The following is a 16,180-nucleotide window of genomic DNA, read 5'->3' on the forward strand; positions in this document are numbered from 1 at the left end:
TGCCCGTCCAGCGCAAAAAAAACGCGCAAAAAAGCCCGCTTTTGCGCAGGCAAAAAGCGGGCTTTCGGCATCGGCGGGAACGCGGGCGTCATGCTCGCGCTGGCCGGGGGATCACTCCACCGACAGTTGCAGGTGCAGTTGCGAACGCGTGCCGCCGTCCTGCGCGTCGCTCGCGGCGTCGCGATCCGACTGCGATTGCGGGGCGAGACGCGCGGCTTCGATGTTGTCGAGATAAGCGCTCGTGATATCGCCGGTGATGTAGTCGCCGTCGAAGCACGAAGCTTCGAATTCGCCCAGTTCCGGGTTGATGTCGCGCACGGCCTTCTTGAGCGAATCCACGTCCTGATAGACGAGGTAATCCGCGCCGATGATACGCGCGACTTCCTCATCCGTGCGGCCATGCGCCACGAGTTCGCCGCGCGTGGGCATGTCGATGCCGTACACGTTCGGGAACTTCACGGGCGGCGCCGCCGAAGCGAAGATCACCTTGGTTGCGCCCGCATCGCGCGCCATCTGCACGATTTCCTGCGAGGTGGTGCCGCGCACGATCGAGTCGTCGATGATCAGGACGTTCTTGCCCTTGAACTCGATGCCCATGGCGTTGAGCTTCTGGCGCACCGACTTCTTGCGCATCGCCTGGCCCGGCATGATGAAGGTGCGACCGACGTAGCGGTTCTTGAAGAAGCCTTCGCGATATTCCACGCCCAGCTTGTTCGCCACCTGCATCGCAGCAGGACGCGACGAGTCGGGAATCGGCATGACCACGTCGATCTTCACGTCGGGCAGTTCGCGCTGGATCTTCTCGGCGAGATAGTCGCCCATGCGCAGACGCGCGTTGTAGACCGGCACGCCGTCGAGCACCGAATCCGGACGCGCGAGGTACACGAGTTCGAAGATGCAGGGGTTCAGCTTGGGCGCCGTGGCGCATTGCTGCGAGTGGAACTTGCCGTCGAAGTCGATGAAGATGGCTTCGCCGGGGCGCACGTCGCGCACGAATTCGAAGCCGATGCCTTCCAGCGCCACCGATTCCGACGCCAGCATCCACTCGGTGCCTTCCGGCGTTTCCATCTTGCCGATGCACAGCGGGCGAATGCCGAACGGGTCGCGGAACGCGAGCAGGCCGTGGCCGGCGATCAGCGAGACGATCGCGTACGAGCCGCGCAGGCGGCGATGCACGCCCGACACCGCCTTGAAGAGCGTCGCCGGGTCGAGCTCAAGGCCCGAGGTGGCGAGCTGCACTTCGTGCGCGAGCACGTTGAGCAGCACTTCGGTGTCGGAGTTGGTGTTCACGTGGCGACGGTCGACACGGAACATCTCTTCCTTCAACTGTTGCCAGTTGGTGAGATTGCCGTTGTGCGCGAGCACGATGCCGAACGGCGCGTTCACGTAGAACGGCTGGGCTTCTTCCTCGCTCGACGCCGAGCCGGCCGTCGGATAACGCACCTGGCCGATACCGCTGGTGCCAGGCAGGCTACGCATGTTGCGCGTGCGAAACACGTCGCGCACCATGCCGTTGGCCTTATGCATGTGGAAGGTGCTGCCGTCCGCGGTGGCAATGCCGGCCGCGTCCTGACCACGGTGCTGCAGGAGCAGCAACGCGTCATAGATAAGCTGATTGACGGGAGAACGGGAAACTACGCCTACGATGCCGCACATGGCAGGTCCTTCAAAAAAGCGAAATCGGTAACGACGCGGTGACGGCGGCCGGCAGAGCCGGCGCGAAGCGCCGCGAAGGGGCAGTACTTGTCTTCGGGCCGCTCCTGCGTCACGCGATCAGCTTCTGATCAGACGTGAACGTAGGACGCGAGCGTCTCGGGCAACAGCGGTTTCAGTTCGTGCACGCCCTGCTCGGCATAGGGCCGCAGCAGCGCCTTGCGCCAGAAGTCCTGCTGGGGCAGCTCGGTCAGTCCCGCAAGGACGACGAGAATCAGCACCAGCACGACGCCTCGCGCGAGCCCGAACAACATCCCGAGCGAGCGGTCCACTCCCGACAGGCCGCTCACCTGTACCAGCCGGCCGAGCACTGCATTGCCCACGCCAGCCACGAGCACCACGGCAATCACGATCAGCGCGAAGGCGATCAGCCACTGGGTCAGCGCCCCGCCCGGCCAGTTCGCCGGAATGAAGGGCACCACGCGATCCACGAAACGGCATCCCACAATGAATGCCGCGATCCAGCCGATCAGCCCGAAAATCTCGCCGATAAAGCCCCGCCACGCGCCTCGCAGCGCGGACAGACCCATCACCGCCATTACAGCGTAGTCGAATGCCGTGAACATCGACGGCTTATTCGGCGTTGCCGTTGGAACCCGACGCCAGCCCCGCGCCGCGCACCTTCGCGATCGCCTCCGAGGCGGCCGCGCGGTCGGGGAACGGCCCGGCGCGCAACAGGGTGCGCGTGGAGCCGTCGGCTTCCTTGCGTTGTTCGGTATATGCGGGTACACCCGCAGCTTTCAACTTGGTCACCCAGCGATTCGCGGCGGCGTCGTTCGCGAACGCGCCGAGTTGCACCGCGAAGCGCGCGCCAGCAGGCGCTGCGGGCGTGCCCGCGTCGCTGCTGTCATTCGATGCGTTCGGTGCGTTCGATGCGGTAGCTGTAGTCGACTGGGCAGGCTTCGCGGCCGGCTGCGCGGGTTTCGCGGCGGGCTTGGGCGCTTGTGCGGTCTGGGTTGCTTGAGTTGATTGCGACGATTGCGCGGCCGGCGTCTGCGCCTGTGCTGCAGGCGCAGGTCGGGTTGCGGCGGCTTGCGCGGATTTCGTCGATTGCGTGTTCTGGGCGGATGCGGTGCTATTTGCAGCGCTGTTCGCGGAGTTAGCTGCCGCGAGACCCGACGCCCCCGGCGCCGCTTCCGGCGCGGCGGGATTGTCGGGTGCCACACCGGCCTGCGTATCCTCGTCATCGTCGCGCGCGGCGTTCTTCGGCGCGGGATGGCTCGGAATGTCGATGGCGATGTCGTCCGTGACGGGCTTCGGATGGGAGTCGAGCACCATCGGCAGGATCACGATGGCGGCCAGCACGAGCGCAATCGCGCCCACCAGGCGGCGGCGCGCGCGCTGCTTTTCCGGCAACGTGGGATCGAGGAGCATGGCCTCGGCATCGCGCGTGCGGTCCGGCCGGCGGCTACGCCGCTCCACGCGCGTGTTCTGACTGCTCCGCCGGGTGGTGGAGCCCGCTTCGGCACCGCGTCGGCGGGGCGCGTCGTCTTTCTTGCCGAACGAGAAAATTCCCATGTATGGCTGCTTTTGGCCTGTGCGTGGCGGCTTGCAGGGTGCCGCGCGATCAGTGCTGCTGTGACTTTCGCCAGGCCATGACGCCGGCGACTGTCAGAAAACTCCCGAAAACAACGATTCTATCATTTTCGGTAGCCCGTTTTAGCGCATCTTGAAACGCCTCGGCGGGCGTTTCATAGCGGGTGACGCTGCTGTCGTCGCCGTCTTCGACTCCGGCTTCGCGCAGCACGTCTTCCAGTTCGCGTGCCGATGCGGCGCGCGGGCCCGGCAGGCCGGTCACGCACCAGTGGTCGATCTCGCCCTTCAGGTGGCCGATCACGCCCGCGATGTCCTTGTCCCGCATGGCGCCAAAAACCGCGTACGTGTAGGGAAAATAGCCCATGCTGCCGAGATTTTGCCCGAGCACGGCCGCCGCATGCGGATTGTGACCCACATCGAAAATAATCGCGGGCTTGCCCGGCAGCACCTGGAAGCGGCCCGGCAACTCGACATTGGCGAGGCCCAGGCGAATATCCTGCGCCGACACCGGTAGCCGGTCGCGCATCGATTCGAGCGCCGCGAGCGCCGCCGAGGTATTGATCAGCTGATTCGCGCCGCGCAGCGCCGGGTACGCGAGCGCCGAGCGGCGTTGCGTCGGGCCGACATAGCTCCATTGCTGGCGTTCGTTGCCGGGCGCGCCTTCATAGCGGAAATCACGGCCGAAGAGCCACAGTTCGGCGCCGATCGCTTCAGCATGGTCGATCAGCGTTTGCGGCGGCAGCGGATCCGAGCAGATCGCCGGCTTGCCCGCGCGGAAGATGCCAGCCTTCTCGAAGCCGATCTTCTCGCGCGTATCGCCCAGGTATTCCGTGTGATCGAGGTCGATGCTGGTGACGATCGCGCAATCGGCGTCAAGGATGTTCACGGCGTCCAGACGGCCGCCCAGGCCCACTTCGAAGATCACGGCGTCAAGCCCGCGCGAGGCGAACAGATGCATGATCGCCAGCGTCGTGAATTCGAAGTACGTGAGCGAGACCGGCGTGGCGAGCGCATTGCGCGCGGCTTCCACGGCCTCGAAGTGCGGCAGCAGGTCGGCGTCGCTGGCCTGCTGGCCATCGATGCGCGCGCGCTCGTTGAACGCGAGCAGGTGCGGCGACGTGTGGCAGCCGACGTGATAGCCGGCCTTCAGCAGGATCGTTTCCAGAATCGCGCAGGTCGAGCCCTTCCCGTTGGTGCCGCCGACCGTGAAGATCGGACAGGCGAACTGCAGGTTCAGCGCGTCCTTGACCTGGCTGATGCGGCCAAGGCCCATGTCGATGCCAACCGGATGCGCGGTTTCGAGATGCGTGAGCCACGCGTCGAGGGTGGGAAAGGTACTCATCGGGACGTTAGCGGAATGATTCAGGAAGTGCGGCGCGATTCAATGGAAACCGGATGAAGCGAACCCGCACGCTTCGAAAACACGGCATTATCGCGGAAATGACAACGCGCCGCTTGCTTTCGCTTGCGGCGCGTCTGACACGGCGCGGAATCATGAAGTTCCGCGCCTTAGCGTCTGTTTGCGTCAGGCCACTGCGTCGGCGGGCTGGCGCTGCATGATCGCCATCAACTGGGCGATTTCCTCGCGCAGCTTGCGACGGTCGACGATCATGTCGATGGCGCCCTTCTGCAGCAGGAACTCCGAACGCTGGAAGCCTTCCGGCAGCTTCTCGCGCACGGTCTGCTCGATCACGCGCGGGCCGGCAAAGCCGATCAGCGCCTTCGGCTCGGCGATCACCACGTCGCCCAGGAACGCGAAGCTCGCCGACACGCCGCCCATCGTCGGGTCGGTCAGCACGGAGATGAACGGCAGCTTGGCTTCAGACAGCTTGGTCAGCATGGCCGTGGTCTTGGCCATCTGCATGAGCGACAGCAGGCTTTCCTGCATGCGCGCGCCGCCCGAAGCGGTAAAGCAGATGAACGGCACTTGCTGCTCCAGCGCGTTTTGCGCGCCACGGGCAAAACGCTCGCCGACCACCGAACCCATCGAGCCGCCCATGAACGAGAACTCGAAGCAGGCGACCACGCAAGGCAGCGTGTGGATCGCGCCGCCCATGACGACCATGGCGTCGGTTTCGCCGGTGTCGTCCATCGCTTCCTTGATACGGTCCGGGTACTTGCGGCTGTCCTTGAACTTCAGCGCGTCGACCGGCACGATCTCCTGGCCGATTTCATAGCGACCTTCCGGATCGAGCAGGCCGTCCAGGCGCTCGCGCGCGTTGATGCGCATGTGGTGGTCGCACTTCGGGCAGACGTGGAGGTTCGCTTCGACGTCGTTGCGGTACAGCACCGCTTCGCACTTCGGGCACTTGATCCACAGACCTTCCGGAATGCTCTTGCGGCTTTTCGGATCGGTTTGCTTGATCTTGGGCGGCAGCAGTTTATCGAGCCAGCTCATTGTTGTTTCTTCCTTCATCGTGATGCGCGGGCGCGGCGGCCGGTTTGATACGGCAGTCATTTCGACCGGGTTCCGACCCCGACCGCGCATGGCGAAAAGTGGATTTTACAGCAGACTCGAATCTAGTCTCTAACCGCGATCATCTCGCCTTGTCAGAAACGGCGTCGAGTGCTGTCCGAATATCGGCAATGAACTGCGTGAGCGTTTGCGCTGCAGTGTCGGGCGCCGCCTGCTGAAGCAGTTGCACGATGCGACTGCCGATCACCACGGCGTCCGAGACTTCGGCGACTGCGGCTGCGGTTTGCGCGTCGCGAATACCGAAGCCCACGCCCACGGGCAGCGGCACGCGCGCCTTGATCGCCGGGATTTTACTCGCGATGCTCGCCACGTCGAGGTTCGCCGCGCCCGTCACGCCCTTGAGCGACACGTAATAGACATAGCCGCTGGCCATCCGGCCGACTTCCGCGATGCGCTCGTCCGTGGAGGTGGGCGCGAGCAGGAAGATCGGATCGATGTCGGCAGCCTTCATCTTCGCGGCGAATTCCACCGATTCCTCGGGCGGATAGTCGACCACCAGCACGCCGTCCACGCCCGCTGCCTGCGCGGCGGCCGCGAAAGCTTCCGCGCCCATGCGCTCGATCGGATTGGCGTAGCCCATCAGCACGACGGGCGTTTCGTTGTCGGTCTCGCGGAAGCGCTTGACGTCGGCCAGCACGCTCTTGAGCGTCACGCCCTTGGCGAGCGCACGCTCCGACGACTGCTGGATCACGGGGCCGTCGGCCATCGGATCGGAAAACGGCACGCCCAGTTCGATCACGTCGGCGCCGCCAGCGGCGAGCGCGTGCATGAACTCGACGGTGCGCGCCGGATCGGGGTCGCCCGCCGTCATGAACGGGATCAGGCCTTTCTTGCCGGCGGCGGCAAGCGCCGCGAATTTGCTGTTGATACGGGACATTTCAGGGTCCTCATTCGGTGGTACTGCGCGACGCCAATGGTCGACGAGCGCGGCAACGCGTGAGTTCGACTCGCGTTCGACTCAAACGCCTGCCGCCACCGTCGCGGACGCGGGGGCCGCTTCTGCGGCCAGACTCACACGTTCGCGCGCGATCGCGCAGTAACTTTCATTGATTTCATAGCCGACGAATTCGCGCTTCTGACGCGCGCAGGCGACTGCCGTGGTGCCGCTGCCCATGAACGGGTCCAGCACGCGGCCGCCCGGCGGGCAGCTCGCGAGCACCATGCGCTCGACGATTTCCAGGGGCTTCTGGGTCGGATGATCGACGCGTTCCGCGTGCTGGCGATGCAGCCGCGAAACCGACCAGACGTCCTTGGGGTTGTAGCCGAGCTCCAGCCACTTGCTGCCTTCAAACAACTTGCGCGAACGCGCCTTCTTCGTGACGGCATCGTACGGGATGCGCACGGGATCGAGGTCGAAGTAGTAATCCTTCGACACCGCGAAGAAACCGATGTTGTCATGCACCGAGGTAAAGCGGCGAGTCGTGCCGCCCATGCTGGGAACGCGACGATCCCAGACGATCTCGTTAATCATCGTCATTTTCGACTTCAGATAGACGAAGATCTCAGGCGCATACTGCCAGGTGCAAAACACGTAGAGCGAGCCGCTCGGCTTGAGCTTCGGAATCGCCAGGTCGAGCCACGCGTAAGTCCAGGAGAGGAAGTCCTCGCCCGAACGCATGTCGGAGTCGTTGCCGTAGTCCTTGCCGAGCCCATAAGGCGGATCGGCGACGATCAGGTCGATCGAGGCATCGGGCAAATTCGCCGCATCGGTCAGAAAATCGCGGTTCAGGAGCCGGATTGTGTCGGGCACCGCAGGCAGGGCGAGCGCCCCCGCCGCCACTTGTTCCGCGGCGGGAATGCTCACAACTTCACTCACGGGCGCCGGCATTTCCGGCTCGTCGAACTCGTCACGCATCGGTCGTATCGCTCCGGGCGCCTAGAACTGAATGCCCGATCGCTCGGCGACCGTGTGCATGTCCTTGTCGCCGCGGCCCGACAGGTTCACCAGCAGAACCTTGTCCTTGGGCAGCGTCGGCGCGAGCTTCGCCGCATACGCGAGCGCGTGGCTCGATTCGAGCGCAGGGATGATGCCTTCGATGCGGCAGCAGTCGTGGAACGCCTTGAGCGCTTCCTCGTCGTCGATGGTCACGTACTGCGCGCGGCCGCTGTCCTTGAGCCACGCGTGCTCAGGGCCGACGCCGGGATAGTCGAGACCCGCCGAAACCGAATGCGTCTCGATGATCTGGCCGTTCTCGTCCTGGAGCAGATAGGTGCGGTTGCCGTGCAGCACGCCCGGCGTGCCGGCCGCGAGCGAGGCAGCGTGACGGCCCGTTTTCATGCCGTCGCCAGCCGGTTCGACGCCGATCAACTGCACCGAACTATCGTCGATATACGGGTAAAAGATGCCCATCGCGTTAGAGCCGCCGCCTACGCAGGCGATCACGGCGTCAGGCTGACGGCCCGTGATTTCGGGCATTTGCACGCGGCATTCGTCGCCGATCACGCGCTGGAAGTCGCGCACCATCATCGGGTACGGGTGCGGGCCCGCCACGGTACCGATGATGTAGAAGGTGTTTTCGACGTTGGTGACCCAGTCGCGCATCGCTTCGTTGAGCGCGTCCTTGAGCGTACGCGAGCCGGATTCGACCGGCACGACCGTCGCGCCCAGCAACTTCATGCGGTAGACGTTGGCGGCCTGACGACGCACGTCTTCCGCGCCCATGTAGACCACGCATTCCATGCCGAAGCGCGCCGCGATCGTGGCCGTGGCCACGCCGTGCTGGCCCGCGCCGGTTTCGGCGATCACGCGCGGCTTGCCCATGCGGCGGGCGAGCAGCGCCTGGCCGATCACGTTGTTCACCTTGTGGGCGCCCGTGTGGTTCAGGTCTTCGCGCTTGAGATAGATCTGCGCGCCGCCCACCATCTCGCTCCAGCGTTGGGCGTGATAGATCGGCGACGGACGGCCGACAAAATGCTTCAACTCGCGCTGATATTCAGCAACGAATTCGGGATCGTCCTTGAACTTCGCGTAAGCCACGCGCAGTTCCTCGATCGCCTGCATCAGGGTTTCGGCAGCGAACACGCCGCCATATTGGCCGAAATGGCCACGTTCATCGGGCAAATTGTACATAAGTCACTCGCTCGGCCAACCAGAGCGCCTTGCGTTGCGCAAGGGCGGGTTGACCCAAGAAATTATCCCGCGTCTGCTTCGCGCACTGCGCGCACAAACGCCGCCATACGGGCGTGATCTTTCACGCCCCTGGCGCCCGGAGCCTCGATGCCACTGGAGACATCGACGGCGAACGGACGCACCTGGCGAATCGCATCACCGACGTTTTGCGCGTTCAAGCCACCACTCAAAACGGCCCGACGCGCGAGCCCTGCGGGGATAAGTGACCAATCGAAGACCTTCCCGCCGCCGCCGTAACCATCGACATGAGTGTCGAAAAGCAGGCCGCTGGCTGATGAATAACTATTCGCCGATTCTATCAAATCGGCCGGTTGAGTATCCGCCGCCACTCGCAGCGCCCGCAACCAGGGCAAACCGGCAACGGCCGCCAGCGCCTCGCACTGGCGCGGCGTCTCGTCGCCATGGAATTGCAGGAGCGTGAGCGAGACGTTGCTCGCGACTTCGCTGATCCATTGCGGCGTGGGATTCACAAACAGCCCCACCACCGACACGAACGGCGGAATATCGTGCGCCAGTTCGACAGCCTGCGCCACGCTCACCGAGCGCGCGCTGGGCGGGTAGAACACGAGGCCGATGGCGTCCGCACCGAGGTCGATGGCGTGCGCGACCGCTTCGGGCGTCGAAAGCCCACACAGCTTGATGCGGGTGCGGTGCTCGGCGACGATGGACTCGACTGACGTCATGGCTGATGGCTCGAAATGATCGTGTTGGTTGATAGCGCGTTCAATGAGGTTGGGCGCACATTGCAGGCAAATAGGCGCAACCTGCCTTCAGGCCGCCTCGTCCGCCCAGACCGTGCTCCACGGCACGCTGGCCGTATGCGCAGCAGGAACGGCGAACTCGTCAGGATAACCTACCTGGGCGAGATAAAGGCCGTCGGGCATGAAGGTCGGTGCGGCCTTGCCGCGATCGAGCCCCGCCAGGATTTCGGCCATCCACGTTGCCGGATAGCGTCCGCGCCCCACCGCCACGAGGCAGCCCATCAGGTTGCGCACCATGTGATGCAGGAAGGCGTTGGCGCGAAACCGGAAGTGGATGAAGTCGCCCAGCGGCCGGATGTCGATCTGATAGAGATGCTTGACCGGCGTTTTCGACTGGCACTCAGACGAACGGAACGCCGAAAAATCGTGCTCGCCGATCAGGCATTGCGCCGCTTCGCGCATCGCATCGACGTCGAGCGGCGTGTGGATCCAGCCCGCGCGCCCCGCCAGCATCGGCGAGCGCACCGGGTTCACGTAGAGCACGTAGTAGTAGGTGCGCTCGAAAGCGGCGAAGCGCGCGTGGAAAGCCTCGGGCATCGGCTTCGCCCATTGCACGGCCACCGTCGACGGCAGGAACGCATTGGTGCCGCGCACCCACGAGAACGGCGTGCGGTCGAGGTCGGTGTCGAAGTGGACGACCTGGCCGAGGCCATGCACGCCCGTGTCGGTGCGGCCCGCGACCACCGTGGACAGCGGCACGGTCGCGAACTCGCGCAGCGCGCGTTCGAGCGCGTCCTGCACGGTCTTGCCGTGCGGCTGCGATTGCCAGCCGTTGAACGCGGCCCCGTCGTACTGGATTCCAAGCGCGATACGCATACGGACGGCGGCGCTCAGGACAGCGGCGAGAGCGTGGACAGCAGCGCCTGCGCGTCGGCGCCCGTGGCGTGGTCGTTCGACTCGATCACTTCATTGATGAGCGCGCGTGCGCCTGCCAGGTCGCCCAGCTCGATGTATTCATGCGCGAGGTCGAGCTTGTTGCGTGCGATACGGGCCAGCTGCTCCGGCGTGAAGACAGGCAGCGGCTCGGCGGAATCGGGCGGCAGGTTCAGGTCGAAATCGAGCGAGAGCGTGCCGAAGCGCGGCGTGCCCATCGGCGGCGCGCCGACCGGCGAGGTGCCCATGGCGGCGCCCAGGCCCGCGATCGAGCCGAAACCGGCCGTACCGGCTTCGATGGCCTTGCCGACCGGCGGCGCGGGCGGCTCGGCGAACGGCAGCGACTGGCGCGCGATCGTCTCGGGCGTGGCGACCGGCAGGCTGCTCGGGGCGAACGACGGCATGCTGGCAGTCTGCGGGAAATCGGGTACATCGACGCGCGGCGGCAGCGGCATGTCGAGGCTGCCAAGCGCGTCTACTGCGGACTTCGGAAACTCTTTCGGTACTTCCAGTTGGGTCATTTCTTGTTCTTTGGGGACTGCGGGTACATCCGGAACTACGGGTGCGGCGTGTTGCGGTTCGGCTACTTCAGCGACGGGGGCGACGGCAGCGAGCGTCGGCTCGGCTTGTGCGGCTTCGTGCGATCCGGTTTCGGGCTGCACCAGCTTGTGCTCGTGCTCGTGCTCGTCGCCCGGCATCGTCAGCTCGATTGCGCGCAGTTCGGCGCCGATCGCGGCATGCGGGGCGGCCGGCAGTTGCGGCTCGTCGTTGTGCTCGTCGGTCTGCGCTTCGGCGGTGGCTTCGGCTTCGCGTGCGAGTTCTTCCGCCTCGCCGGTCGTGCGCCAGCCCGTCACGCCTTCCGTCGGCAGCGCCGCTGCGCCAAGCTCGGCGGCAGCAGAGAGGCTTGCAGCGTCGGTTGCGTCGGCCAGCGACTGCGGCTCGCCCGACTCGACGCCGTGCGGATGGATGCCATGTTCAACGCGATCGGCGTGCAGTTCGGCGAGGCCGTTCTCTGCTTCAGCGTGCGGGGCTTCGAAGACCGTCGGCGGCAGTGCGTCCGCGCCGAGTTCGGCGGCTGCCGAAAGGCTTGCGGCATCAGCCGCGTGGTCGAGTTCTGTGTCGTGGTGCGGAGCCTCACTGAGCGGTTCGCTCAGCACGGGCGCTTCGTGATGCCCGGCTTCGTGGTGCTCGTCATGCGCGTCCTCTTGCGCAGCGGCGTACGCAGCGGCCGCGAGCGGCTGAGCCGGGGTTTCATCGGCTGCGGGCGCAGCCTTGCGGCGCTTGCGCGTCAAGAGACGCACGATCAGCGCGACAAAAGCCAGCAGAACCGCCGCAACGACGCCCCACGTGACCGGCGAGACTTCCGGTTGCGCGACGTTCGCGCCCACCGCACCGCCCGCCGACGCGCCATGCGCGCCAGCCGCAGCCGCGCCCGTACCGCCAGCGACCTGCGCCTGCTTGCCGACGCCATGTTGCAGCGCCATCAGCACACGATTCTTGAGCGCGAGCAATTGCTGAAGACTGGAAACCGTGACCGGCGCAGCGGTGGCCGAAGCCGCGCTGGAAGCCGAGGCCTGCACCGCGCCGCTCCACGAATGGCCGTCGCTGGCCGGCGCAGCCACGGCGGGCGCGCTCGCGGAAGTCGCAGCCGATGCTATCGGCGCACTCGCAGCCGCTTCGGGCGCGGAGGCGCTCGCTGCGCCGCTTGCGGCGTTCGCCACAGCCACAGCCGATGCTGCCGTCAAGCTGGCCGAAGGCGCCACGGAAGACGCCGCCGCAGCAGCGCTGGCCGCCGCCACCGGAGCAGCAGCCGGAGCCGAAGCCGGCGTCACGCCCGACGCCCCGCTCGCCATATCCGGCGTGCCCGGCACCTCCAGCGTCGCGCCGACTTTCAGGCGGCTCGGATCGTTCTTCATGAACGCGTTGGGATTGGCGTCGAACAGCGCCTGGCTCGCACGCGCGAGCGTCATCTTGTCGTGCGACTGGGTGACGTCGACGGCGACGTCATGCAGCGACTGGCCCGGATGCACGGTGTACTGGCCGATCACGGGCAGCGCAGGCGCTGCGGCGGACGCGCCCGAAGCAGCGGCAGCAGCGCTCGTAGCCTGCGCAGGCGCAGCAGTGCTGGCTGCAGTCGCAGCATCGGCCGCACCAGCCAGCGCCAGCATCGCCGCGGCGGCGACAGCCTGCATGGCGCGTCGCGCCTTCGTGTTGTGGATATCCCGGTCAGCGGGTACAGAGTCAAGTCGAACGGTCATCAGTTGCCCTGGCTCGCCGCTCGCGCGGCGGTCGATCAATCGGGAATTCATGGGGTCGGGCTCGCTGGCCACGCGCGAGGGCCGCGAAAATAAAAAAGCGCCGCGACTGGCGCGGCGCTTTTTGCCTGTCTACGCGTCATTAGCCGCGTAGTTTAATTCATTCACTTGTCGAGCAGAATCCGCAGCATGCGACGCAGCGGCTCAGCAGCGCCCCACAGCAGCTGGTCGCCGACCGTGAAGGCCGACAGATACTCGCCGCCCATCGCCAGCTTGCGCAGGCGGCCGACCGGCACCGACAGCGTGCCAGTGACCTGTGCGGGCGACAGATCGCGCATCGAAGCCTCACGTTCGTTCGGCACGACCTTGACCCAGTCGTTGGCCGAAGCGAGGATGCCGTTGATCTCGTCGAGCGGCACGTCCTTCTTCAGCTTGATCGTGAGCGCCTGCGAGTGGCAGCGCATTGCGCCGATACGCACGCACAGACCGTCGACCGGGATCGAGCCCGGCTCGCCCATCGCGGGCTTGCCAAGGATCTTGTTGGTTTCCGCGCCGCCCTTCCACTCTTCCTTCGACATGCCGTTGCCGAGATCCTTGTCGATCCACGGAATCAGCGAGCCCGCGAGCGGCACGCCGAACTGGCTCGTCGGCATGGCGTCGCTGTTCATGGTGGCGAGCACCTTGCGGTCGATGTCCAGGATCGCCGACGACGGGTTGGCCAGATCGGTCGCCACCGCCGCGTTGAGCGCGCCCATCTGCGAGAGCAGCTCACGCATGTTCTGTGCGCCCGCGCCCGAAGCAGCCTGGTACGTCATGGCCGTCATCCAGTCGACGAGGTTCTCGCGGAACAGGCCGCCCAGCGCCATCAGCATCAGGCTGACCGTGCAGTTGCCGCCGACGAAGTCCTTCTGGCCCTTGACCAGCGCGTCCTTGATGACGTCGAGGTTGACCGGGTCGAGAATGATGACCGCGTCGTCCTTCATGCGCAGCGCCGACGCCGCATCGATCCAGTAGCCAGTCCAGCCTGCCGCGCGCAGCTTCGGATACACCTCGTTGGTGTAGTCGCCGCCCTGGCAGGTGATGATGGCATCGCACTTCTTGAGCTCGTCGACGTTGTTCGCGTCCTTGAGCTTCGTCTCGTTTTTGGCGAACGACGGAGCCGCGCCGCCTGCGTTGCTGGTGCTGAAAAACACCGGTTCGATCAGGTCGAAATCACGTTCTTCCTGCATGCGCTGCATCAGCACGCTGCCGACCATGCCGCGCCAACCTACGAGACCTACGTTCATGACTAACCCTTGATTTGGACACTTCCCCGCTTCGCTCGCCCGGCGTGGCCGCGCGGGGAAGATGAGCGGGCACGACGAGCGATCAACGCGTGATGATCGTTTTCGTAATCGTTTTCGTGCTGATGGCGAGCGAAATCACACGGGCAGTTTTTTCGCCGTGGATGTTCGTAACAGTCGTGATCGGGGAGATCGTCGCCATCGAAGCAATATACACGAAACAGTTAATTTGCGCGGCAAAAACCGCACTTTCAGCTATGTAGCCACCACGTTTCAAGGGCCCGAAATAAAGCACCTGAAACACGCGCCAAATAAAAAGGGCACGCCTGCAAAGGCATGCCCTTTCATCCTGCTCTTACAGCGCCGCAACCACGGCGTCGCCCATCTCCACCGTGCCGACCTTCTTGCAGTCGGGCGTCACGATGTCGCCGGTACGGTAACCCTGTTCGAGCACCTTCTTCACGGCGTTTTCGATGCGCTGAGCCTGCTCTTCACGGCCCAGCGAGAAACGCAGCATCATGGCGGCCGAGAGGATCGTCGCGAGCGGATTGGCAACACCCTTGCCCGCGATGTCCGGCGCCGAACCGTGCGACGGCTCGTACAGGCCCTTGCTGTTCTTGTCGAGCGAAGCCGACGGCAGCATGCCGATCGAGCCCGTGAGCATGGCGGCTTCGTCCGAGAGGATGTCGCCGAACATGTTGCCCGTGACCACCACGTCGAACGCCTTCGGCGCCTTCACGAGCTGCATCGCCGCGTTATCGACGTACATGTGCGACAGCTCGACGTCCGGATATTCCTTCGAGACATCGATCATGATGTCGCGCCAGAACTGCGACGTTTCCAGCACGTTGGCCTTGTCCACCGACGTCAGCTTCTTCTGGCGCTTTTGCGCCGCCTGGAACGCGACGTGAGCGATGCGGCGCACTTCGGGTTCCGCATAGCGCATCGTGTCGAAACCTTCTCGCGCGCCCTTGAAAAGACCGTCCGGCGCTTCACGCGTGCCGCGCGGCTGGCCGAAGTAGATGTCGCCGTTCAGCTCGCGCACGATCAGGATGTCGAGGCCCGAAACGATTTCCGGCTTCAGCGACGACGCGCCCGTGAGTTGCGGATAGCAGATCGCCGGGCGGAAGTTCGCGAACAGCTCCAGGTGCTTGCGCAGACCCAGAATCGCCTGCTCCGGACGCAGTGCGCGTTCGAGCGAGTCGTACTTCCAGTCGCCCACGGCGCCGAACAGGATCGCGTCGGCGGACTTCGCCAGCGCCAGCGTCGCCTCGGGCAGCGGATGGCCGCTCGCCTCGTAACCCGCGCCACCGACGGGCGCTTCTTCCAGCTCGAACTTTTCGTCGAGCGCGTTCAGCACCTTGACGGCTTCCTTGACGATCTCGGGGCCAATGCCGTCGCCCGGCAGCACTGCAATCTTCATCCTGGTGTTCCTCGCTGTATTTCGGTGGACGCGGTGGTTTCAGGCACCACCGCGCATTCGGACTTTAGCCGTCCAGTTCAGATGACGCGGTTGTTCAGCCACGGCTGGCGCGCAATGCGCTCGGCTTCGTACTGGCGGATCTTGTCGGCGTGACGCAGCGTGAGGCCGATATCGTCGAAGCCGTTCAAGAGGCAGTAGCGGCGGAACGCGGCGACTTCGAACGGATACGATTTCGAGCCGTCCGTTGTGCGCACAACCTGTTGCTCCAGGTCGATCGTGAGTTCGAAGCCATTGAACGCGTAGGTTTCGTTGAACAGATGATCGACGTCCGCTTCGCTCAGCACGATCGGCAGCAGGCCGTTCTTGAAGCAATTGTTATAGAAGATGTCAGCGAAGCTCGGCGCGATGATCGCGCGGAAACCGTACTGATCGAGCGCCCACGGTGCGTGCTCGCGCGAGCTGCCGCAACCGAAGTTCTTGCGCGTGAGCAGCACGGATGCGCCTTGATAGCGCGGCTGGTTCAGCACGAAGTCCGGGTTGAGCGGACGCTTCGAGTTGTCCTGGCCCGGCTCGCCGTGATCCAGATAGCGCCATTCGTCGAAGGCGTTCGGGCCGAAGCCGGTGCGCTTGATCGACTTGAGGAACTGCTTCGGAATGATCGCGTCCGTGTCCACGTTTTCGCGATCGAGCGGCGCTACGAGGCCGGTATGTACGATGAATTTTTCCATGA

At 65.0% G+C, this 16,180-nt stretch carries 14 protein-coding genes; all 14 read right to left on the bottom strand.

Going from position 1 to position 16,180, the window contains the following annotated elements:
* Positions 1 to 111 precede the first annotated feature (111 nt).
* The 14 genes from purF to leuD all read right to left on the bottom strand — a co-directional run bounded on the left by purF (position 112) and on the right by leuD (position 16,178).
* Positions 112 to 1,656 carry an amidophosphoribosyltransferase gene (gene purF / locus BBA01S_RS13540; protein ID WP_027816925.1) on the bottom strand — a complete coding sequence of 515 codons (1,545 nt, stop codon included), beginning with the start codon at positions 1,654 to 1,656 and terminating at the stop codon, positions 112 to 114.
* 128 nt (positions 1,657 to 1,784) lie between these two features.
* Complete coding sequence (locus BBA01S_RS13545; RefSeq protein WP_027816926.1) at positions 1,785 to 2,279, bottom strand: CvpA family protein; 495 nt, start codon at positions 2,277 to 2,279, stop codon at positions 1,785 to 1,787.
* Positions 2,280 to 2,286: 7 nt separating this feature from the next.
* Positions 2,287 to 3,231 (bottom strand): SPOR domain-containing protein, encoded by a 945-nt coding sequence (locus BBA01S_RS13550; protein ID WP_027816927.1) that lies wholly within the window; start codon positions 3,229 to 3,231, stop codon positions 2,287 to 2,289.
* Between the two features lie 49 nt (positions 3,232 to 3,280).
* Positions 3,281 to 4,591, bottom strand: coding sequence for a bifunctional tetrahydrofolate synthase/dihydrofolate synthase (gene folC, locus BBA01S_RS13555; RefSeq protein WP_027816928.1), 1,311 nt, complete (start codon positions 4,589 to 4,591; stop codon positions 3,281 to 3,283).
* A 183-nt stretch (positions 4,592 to 4,774) separates the two neighbouring features.
* Positions 4,775 to 5,647, bottom strand: coding sequence for an acetyl-CoA carboxylase, carboxyltransferase subunit beta (gene accD / locus BBA01S_RS13560; RefSeq protein WP_027816929.1), 873 nt, complete (start codon positions 5,645 to 5,647; stop codon positions 4,775 to 4,777).
* Between the two features lie 139 nt (positions 5,648 to 5,786).
* Positions 5,787 to 6,602, bottom strand: a complete 816-nt coding sequence (gene trpA, locus BBA01S_RS13565; RefSeq protein ID WP_027816930.1) for a tryptophan synthase subunit alpha — start codon at positions 6,600 to 6,602, stop codon at positions 5,787 to 5,789.
* 81 nt (positions 6,603 to 6,683) lie between these two features.
* Positions 6,684 to 7,580 (bottom strand): DNA-methyltransferase, encoded by an 897-nt coding sequence (locus BBA01S_RS13570; protein WP_027816931.1) that lies wholly within the window; start codon positions 7,578 to 7,580, stop codon positions 6,684 to 6,686.
* Between the two features lie 21 nt (positions 7,581 to 7,601).
* Positions 7,602 to 8,795, bottom strand: a complete 1,194-nt coding sequence (trpB, locus tag BBA01S_RS13575; protein ID WP_027816932.1) for a tryptophan synthase subunit beta — start codon at positions 8,793 to 8,795, stop codon at positions 7,602 to 7,604.
* A 62-nt stretch (positions 8,796 to 8,857) separates the two neighbouring features.
* A complete protein-coding gene (locus tag BBA01S_RS13580; protein ID WP_027816933.1) occupies positions 8,858 to 9,538 on the bottom strand; it encodes a phosphoribosylanthranilate isomerase in 681 nt (226 codons plus the stop codon).
* An 87-nt stretch (positions 9,539 to 9,625) separates the two neighbouring features.
* Positions 9,626 to 10,432 carry a tRNA pseudouridine(38-40) synthase TruA gene (gene truA / locus BBA01S_RS13585; protein WP_027816934.1) on the bottom strand — a complete coding sequence of 269 codons (807 nt, stop codon included), beginning with the start codon at positions 10,430 to 10,432 and terminating at the stop codon, positions 9,626 to 9,628.
* A 14-nt stretch (positions 10,433 to 10,446) separates the two neighbouring features.
* Positions 10,447 to 12,798, bottom strand: a complete 2,352-nt coding sequence (locus BBA01S_RS41140; RefSeq protein WP_084162131.1) for a FimV/HubP family polar landmark protein — start codon at positions 12,796 to 12,798, stop codon at positions 10,447 to 10,449.
* Between the two features lie 110 nt (positions 12,799 to 12,908).
* Entirely contained in the window at positions 12,909 to 14,030 is a 1,122-nt protein-coding gene (gene asd / locus BBA01S_RS13595; RefSeq protein WP_027816936.1) for an aspartate-semialdehyde dehydrogenase, read from the bottom strand.
* 352 nt (positions 14,031 to 14,382) lie between these two features.
* The gene (gene leuB, locus BBA01S_RS13605; RefSeq protein ID WP_027816937.1) at positions 14,383 to 15,450 is read right to left on the bottom strand and encodes a 3-isopropylmalate dehydrogenase; all 1,068 of its coding nucleotides are present in this window, start codon (positions 15,448 to 15,450) and stop codon (positions 14,383 to 14,385) included.
* Between the two features lie 77 nt (positions 15,451 to 15,527).
* Positions 15,528 to 16,178: a 3-isopropylmalate dehydratase small subunit gene (gene leuD, locus BBA01S_RS13610; RefSeq protein WP_027816938.1), complete on the bottom strand. Its 651-nt coding sequence runs from the start codon at positions 16,176 to 16,178 to the stop codon at positions 15,528 to 15,530.
* Positions 16,179 to 16,180: the final 2 nt, after the last annotated feature.

The organism is Paraburkholderia bannensis NBRC 103871 (genome assembly GCF_000685015.1).
Lineage (GTDB): Bacteria > Pseudomonadota > Gammaproteobacteria > Burkholderiales > Burkholderiaceae > Paraburkholderia > Paraburkholderia bannensis.

Coding starts and splice junctions, on each gene's coding strand:
- leuD (WP_027816938.1), bottom strand. CDS start 16,178: ATGGAAAAATTCATCGTACATACCGGCCTCGTAGCGCCGCTCGATCGC.
- BBA01S_RS13545 (WP_027816926.1), bottom strand. CDS start 2,279: ATGTTCACGGCATTCGACTACGCTGTAATGGCGGTGATGGGTCTGTCC.
- truA (WP_027816934.1), bottom strand. CDS start 10,432: ATGCGTATCGCGCTTGGAATCCAGTACGACGGGGCCGCGTTCAACGGC.
- BBA01S_RS41140 (WP_084162131.1), bottom strand. CDS start 12,798: ATGAATTCCCGATTGATCGACCGCCGCGCGAGCGGCGAGCCAGGGCAA.
- asd (WP_027816936.1), bottom strand. CDS start 14,030: ATGAACGTAGGTCTCGTAGGTTGGCGCGGCATGGTCGGCAGCGTGCTG.
- purF (WP_027816925.1), bottom strand. CDS start 1,656: ATGTGCGGCATCGTAGGCGTAGTTTCCCGTTCTCCCGTCAATCAGCTT.
- leuB (WP_027816937.1), bottom strand. CDS start 15,450: ATGAAGATTGCAGTGCTGCCGGGCGACGGCATTGGCCCCGAGATCGTC.
- BBA01S_RS13570 (WP_027816931.1), bottom strand. CDS start 7,580: ATGCGTGACGAGTTCGACGAGCCGGAAATGCCGGCGCCCGTGAGTGAA.
- folC (WP_027816928.1), bottom strand. CDS start 4,591: ATGAGTACCTTTCCCACCCTCGACGCGTGGCTCACGCATCTCGAAACC.
- BBA01S_RS13550 (WP_027816927.1), bottom strand. CDS start 3,231: ATGGGAATTTTCTCGTTCGGCAAGAAAGACGACGCGCCCCGCCGACGC.
- trpA (WP_027816930.1), bottom strand. CDS start 6,602: ATGTCCCGTATCAACAGCAAATTCGCGGCGCTTGCCGCCGCCGGCAAG.
- BBA01S_RS13580 (WP_027816933.1), bottom strand. CDS start 9,538: ATGACGTCAGTCGAGTCCATCGTCGCCGAGCACCGCACCCGCATCAAG.
- accD (WP_027816929.1), bottom strand. CDS start 5,647: ATGAGCTGGCTCGATAAACTGCTGCCGCCCAAGATCAAGCAAACCGAT.
- trpB (WP_027816932.1), bottom strand. CDS start 8,795: ATGTACAATTTGCCCGATGAACGTGGCCATTTCGGCCAATATGGCGGC.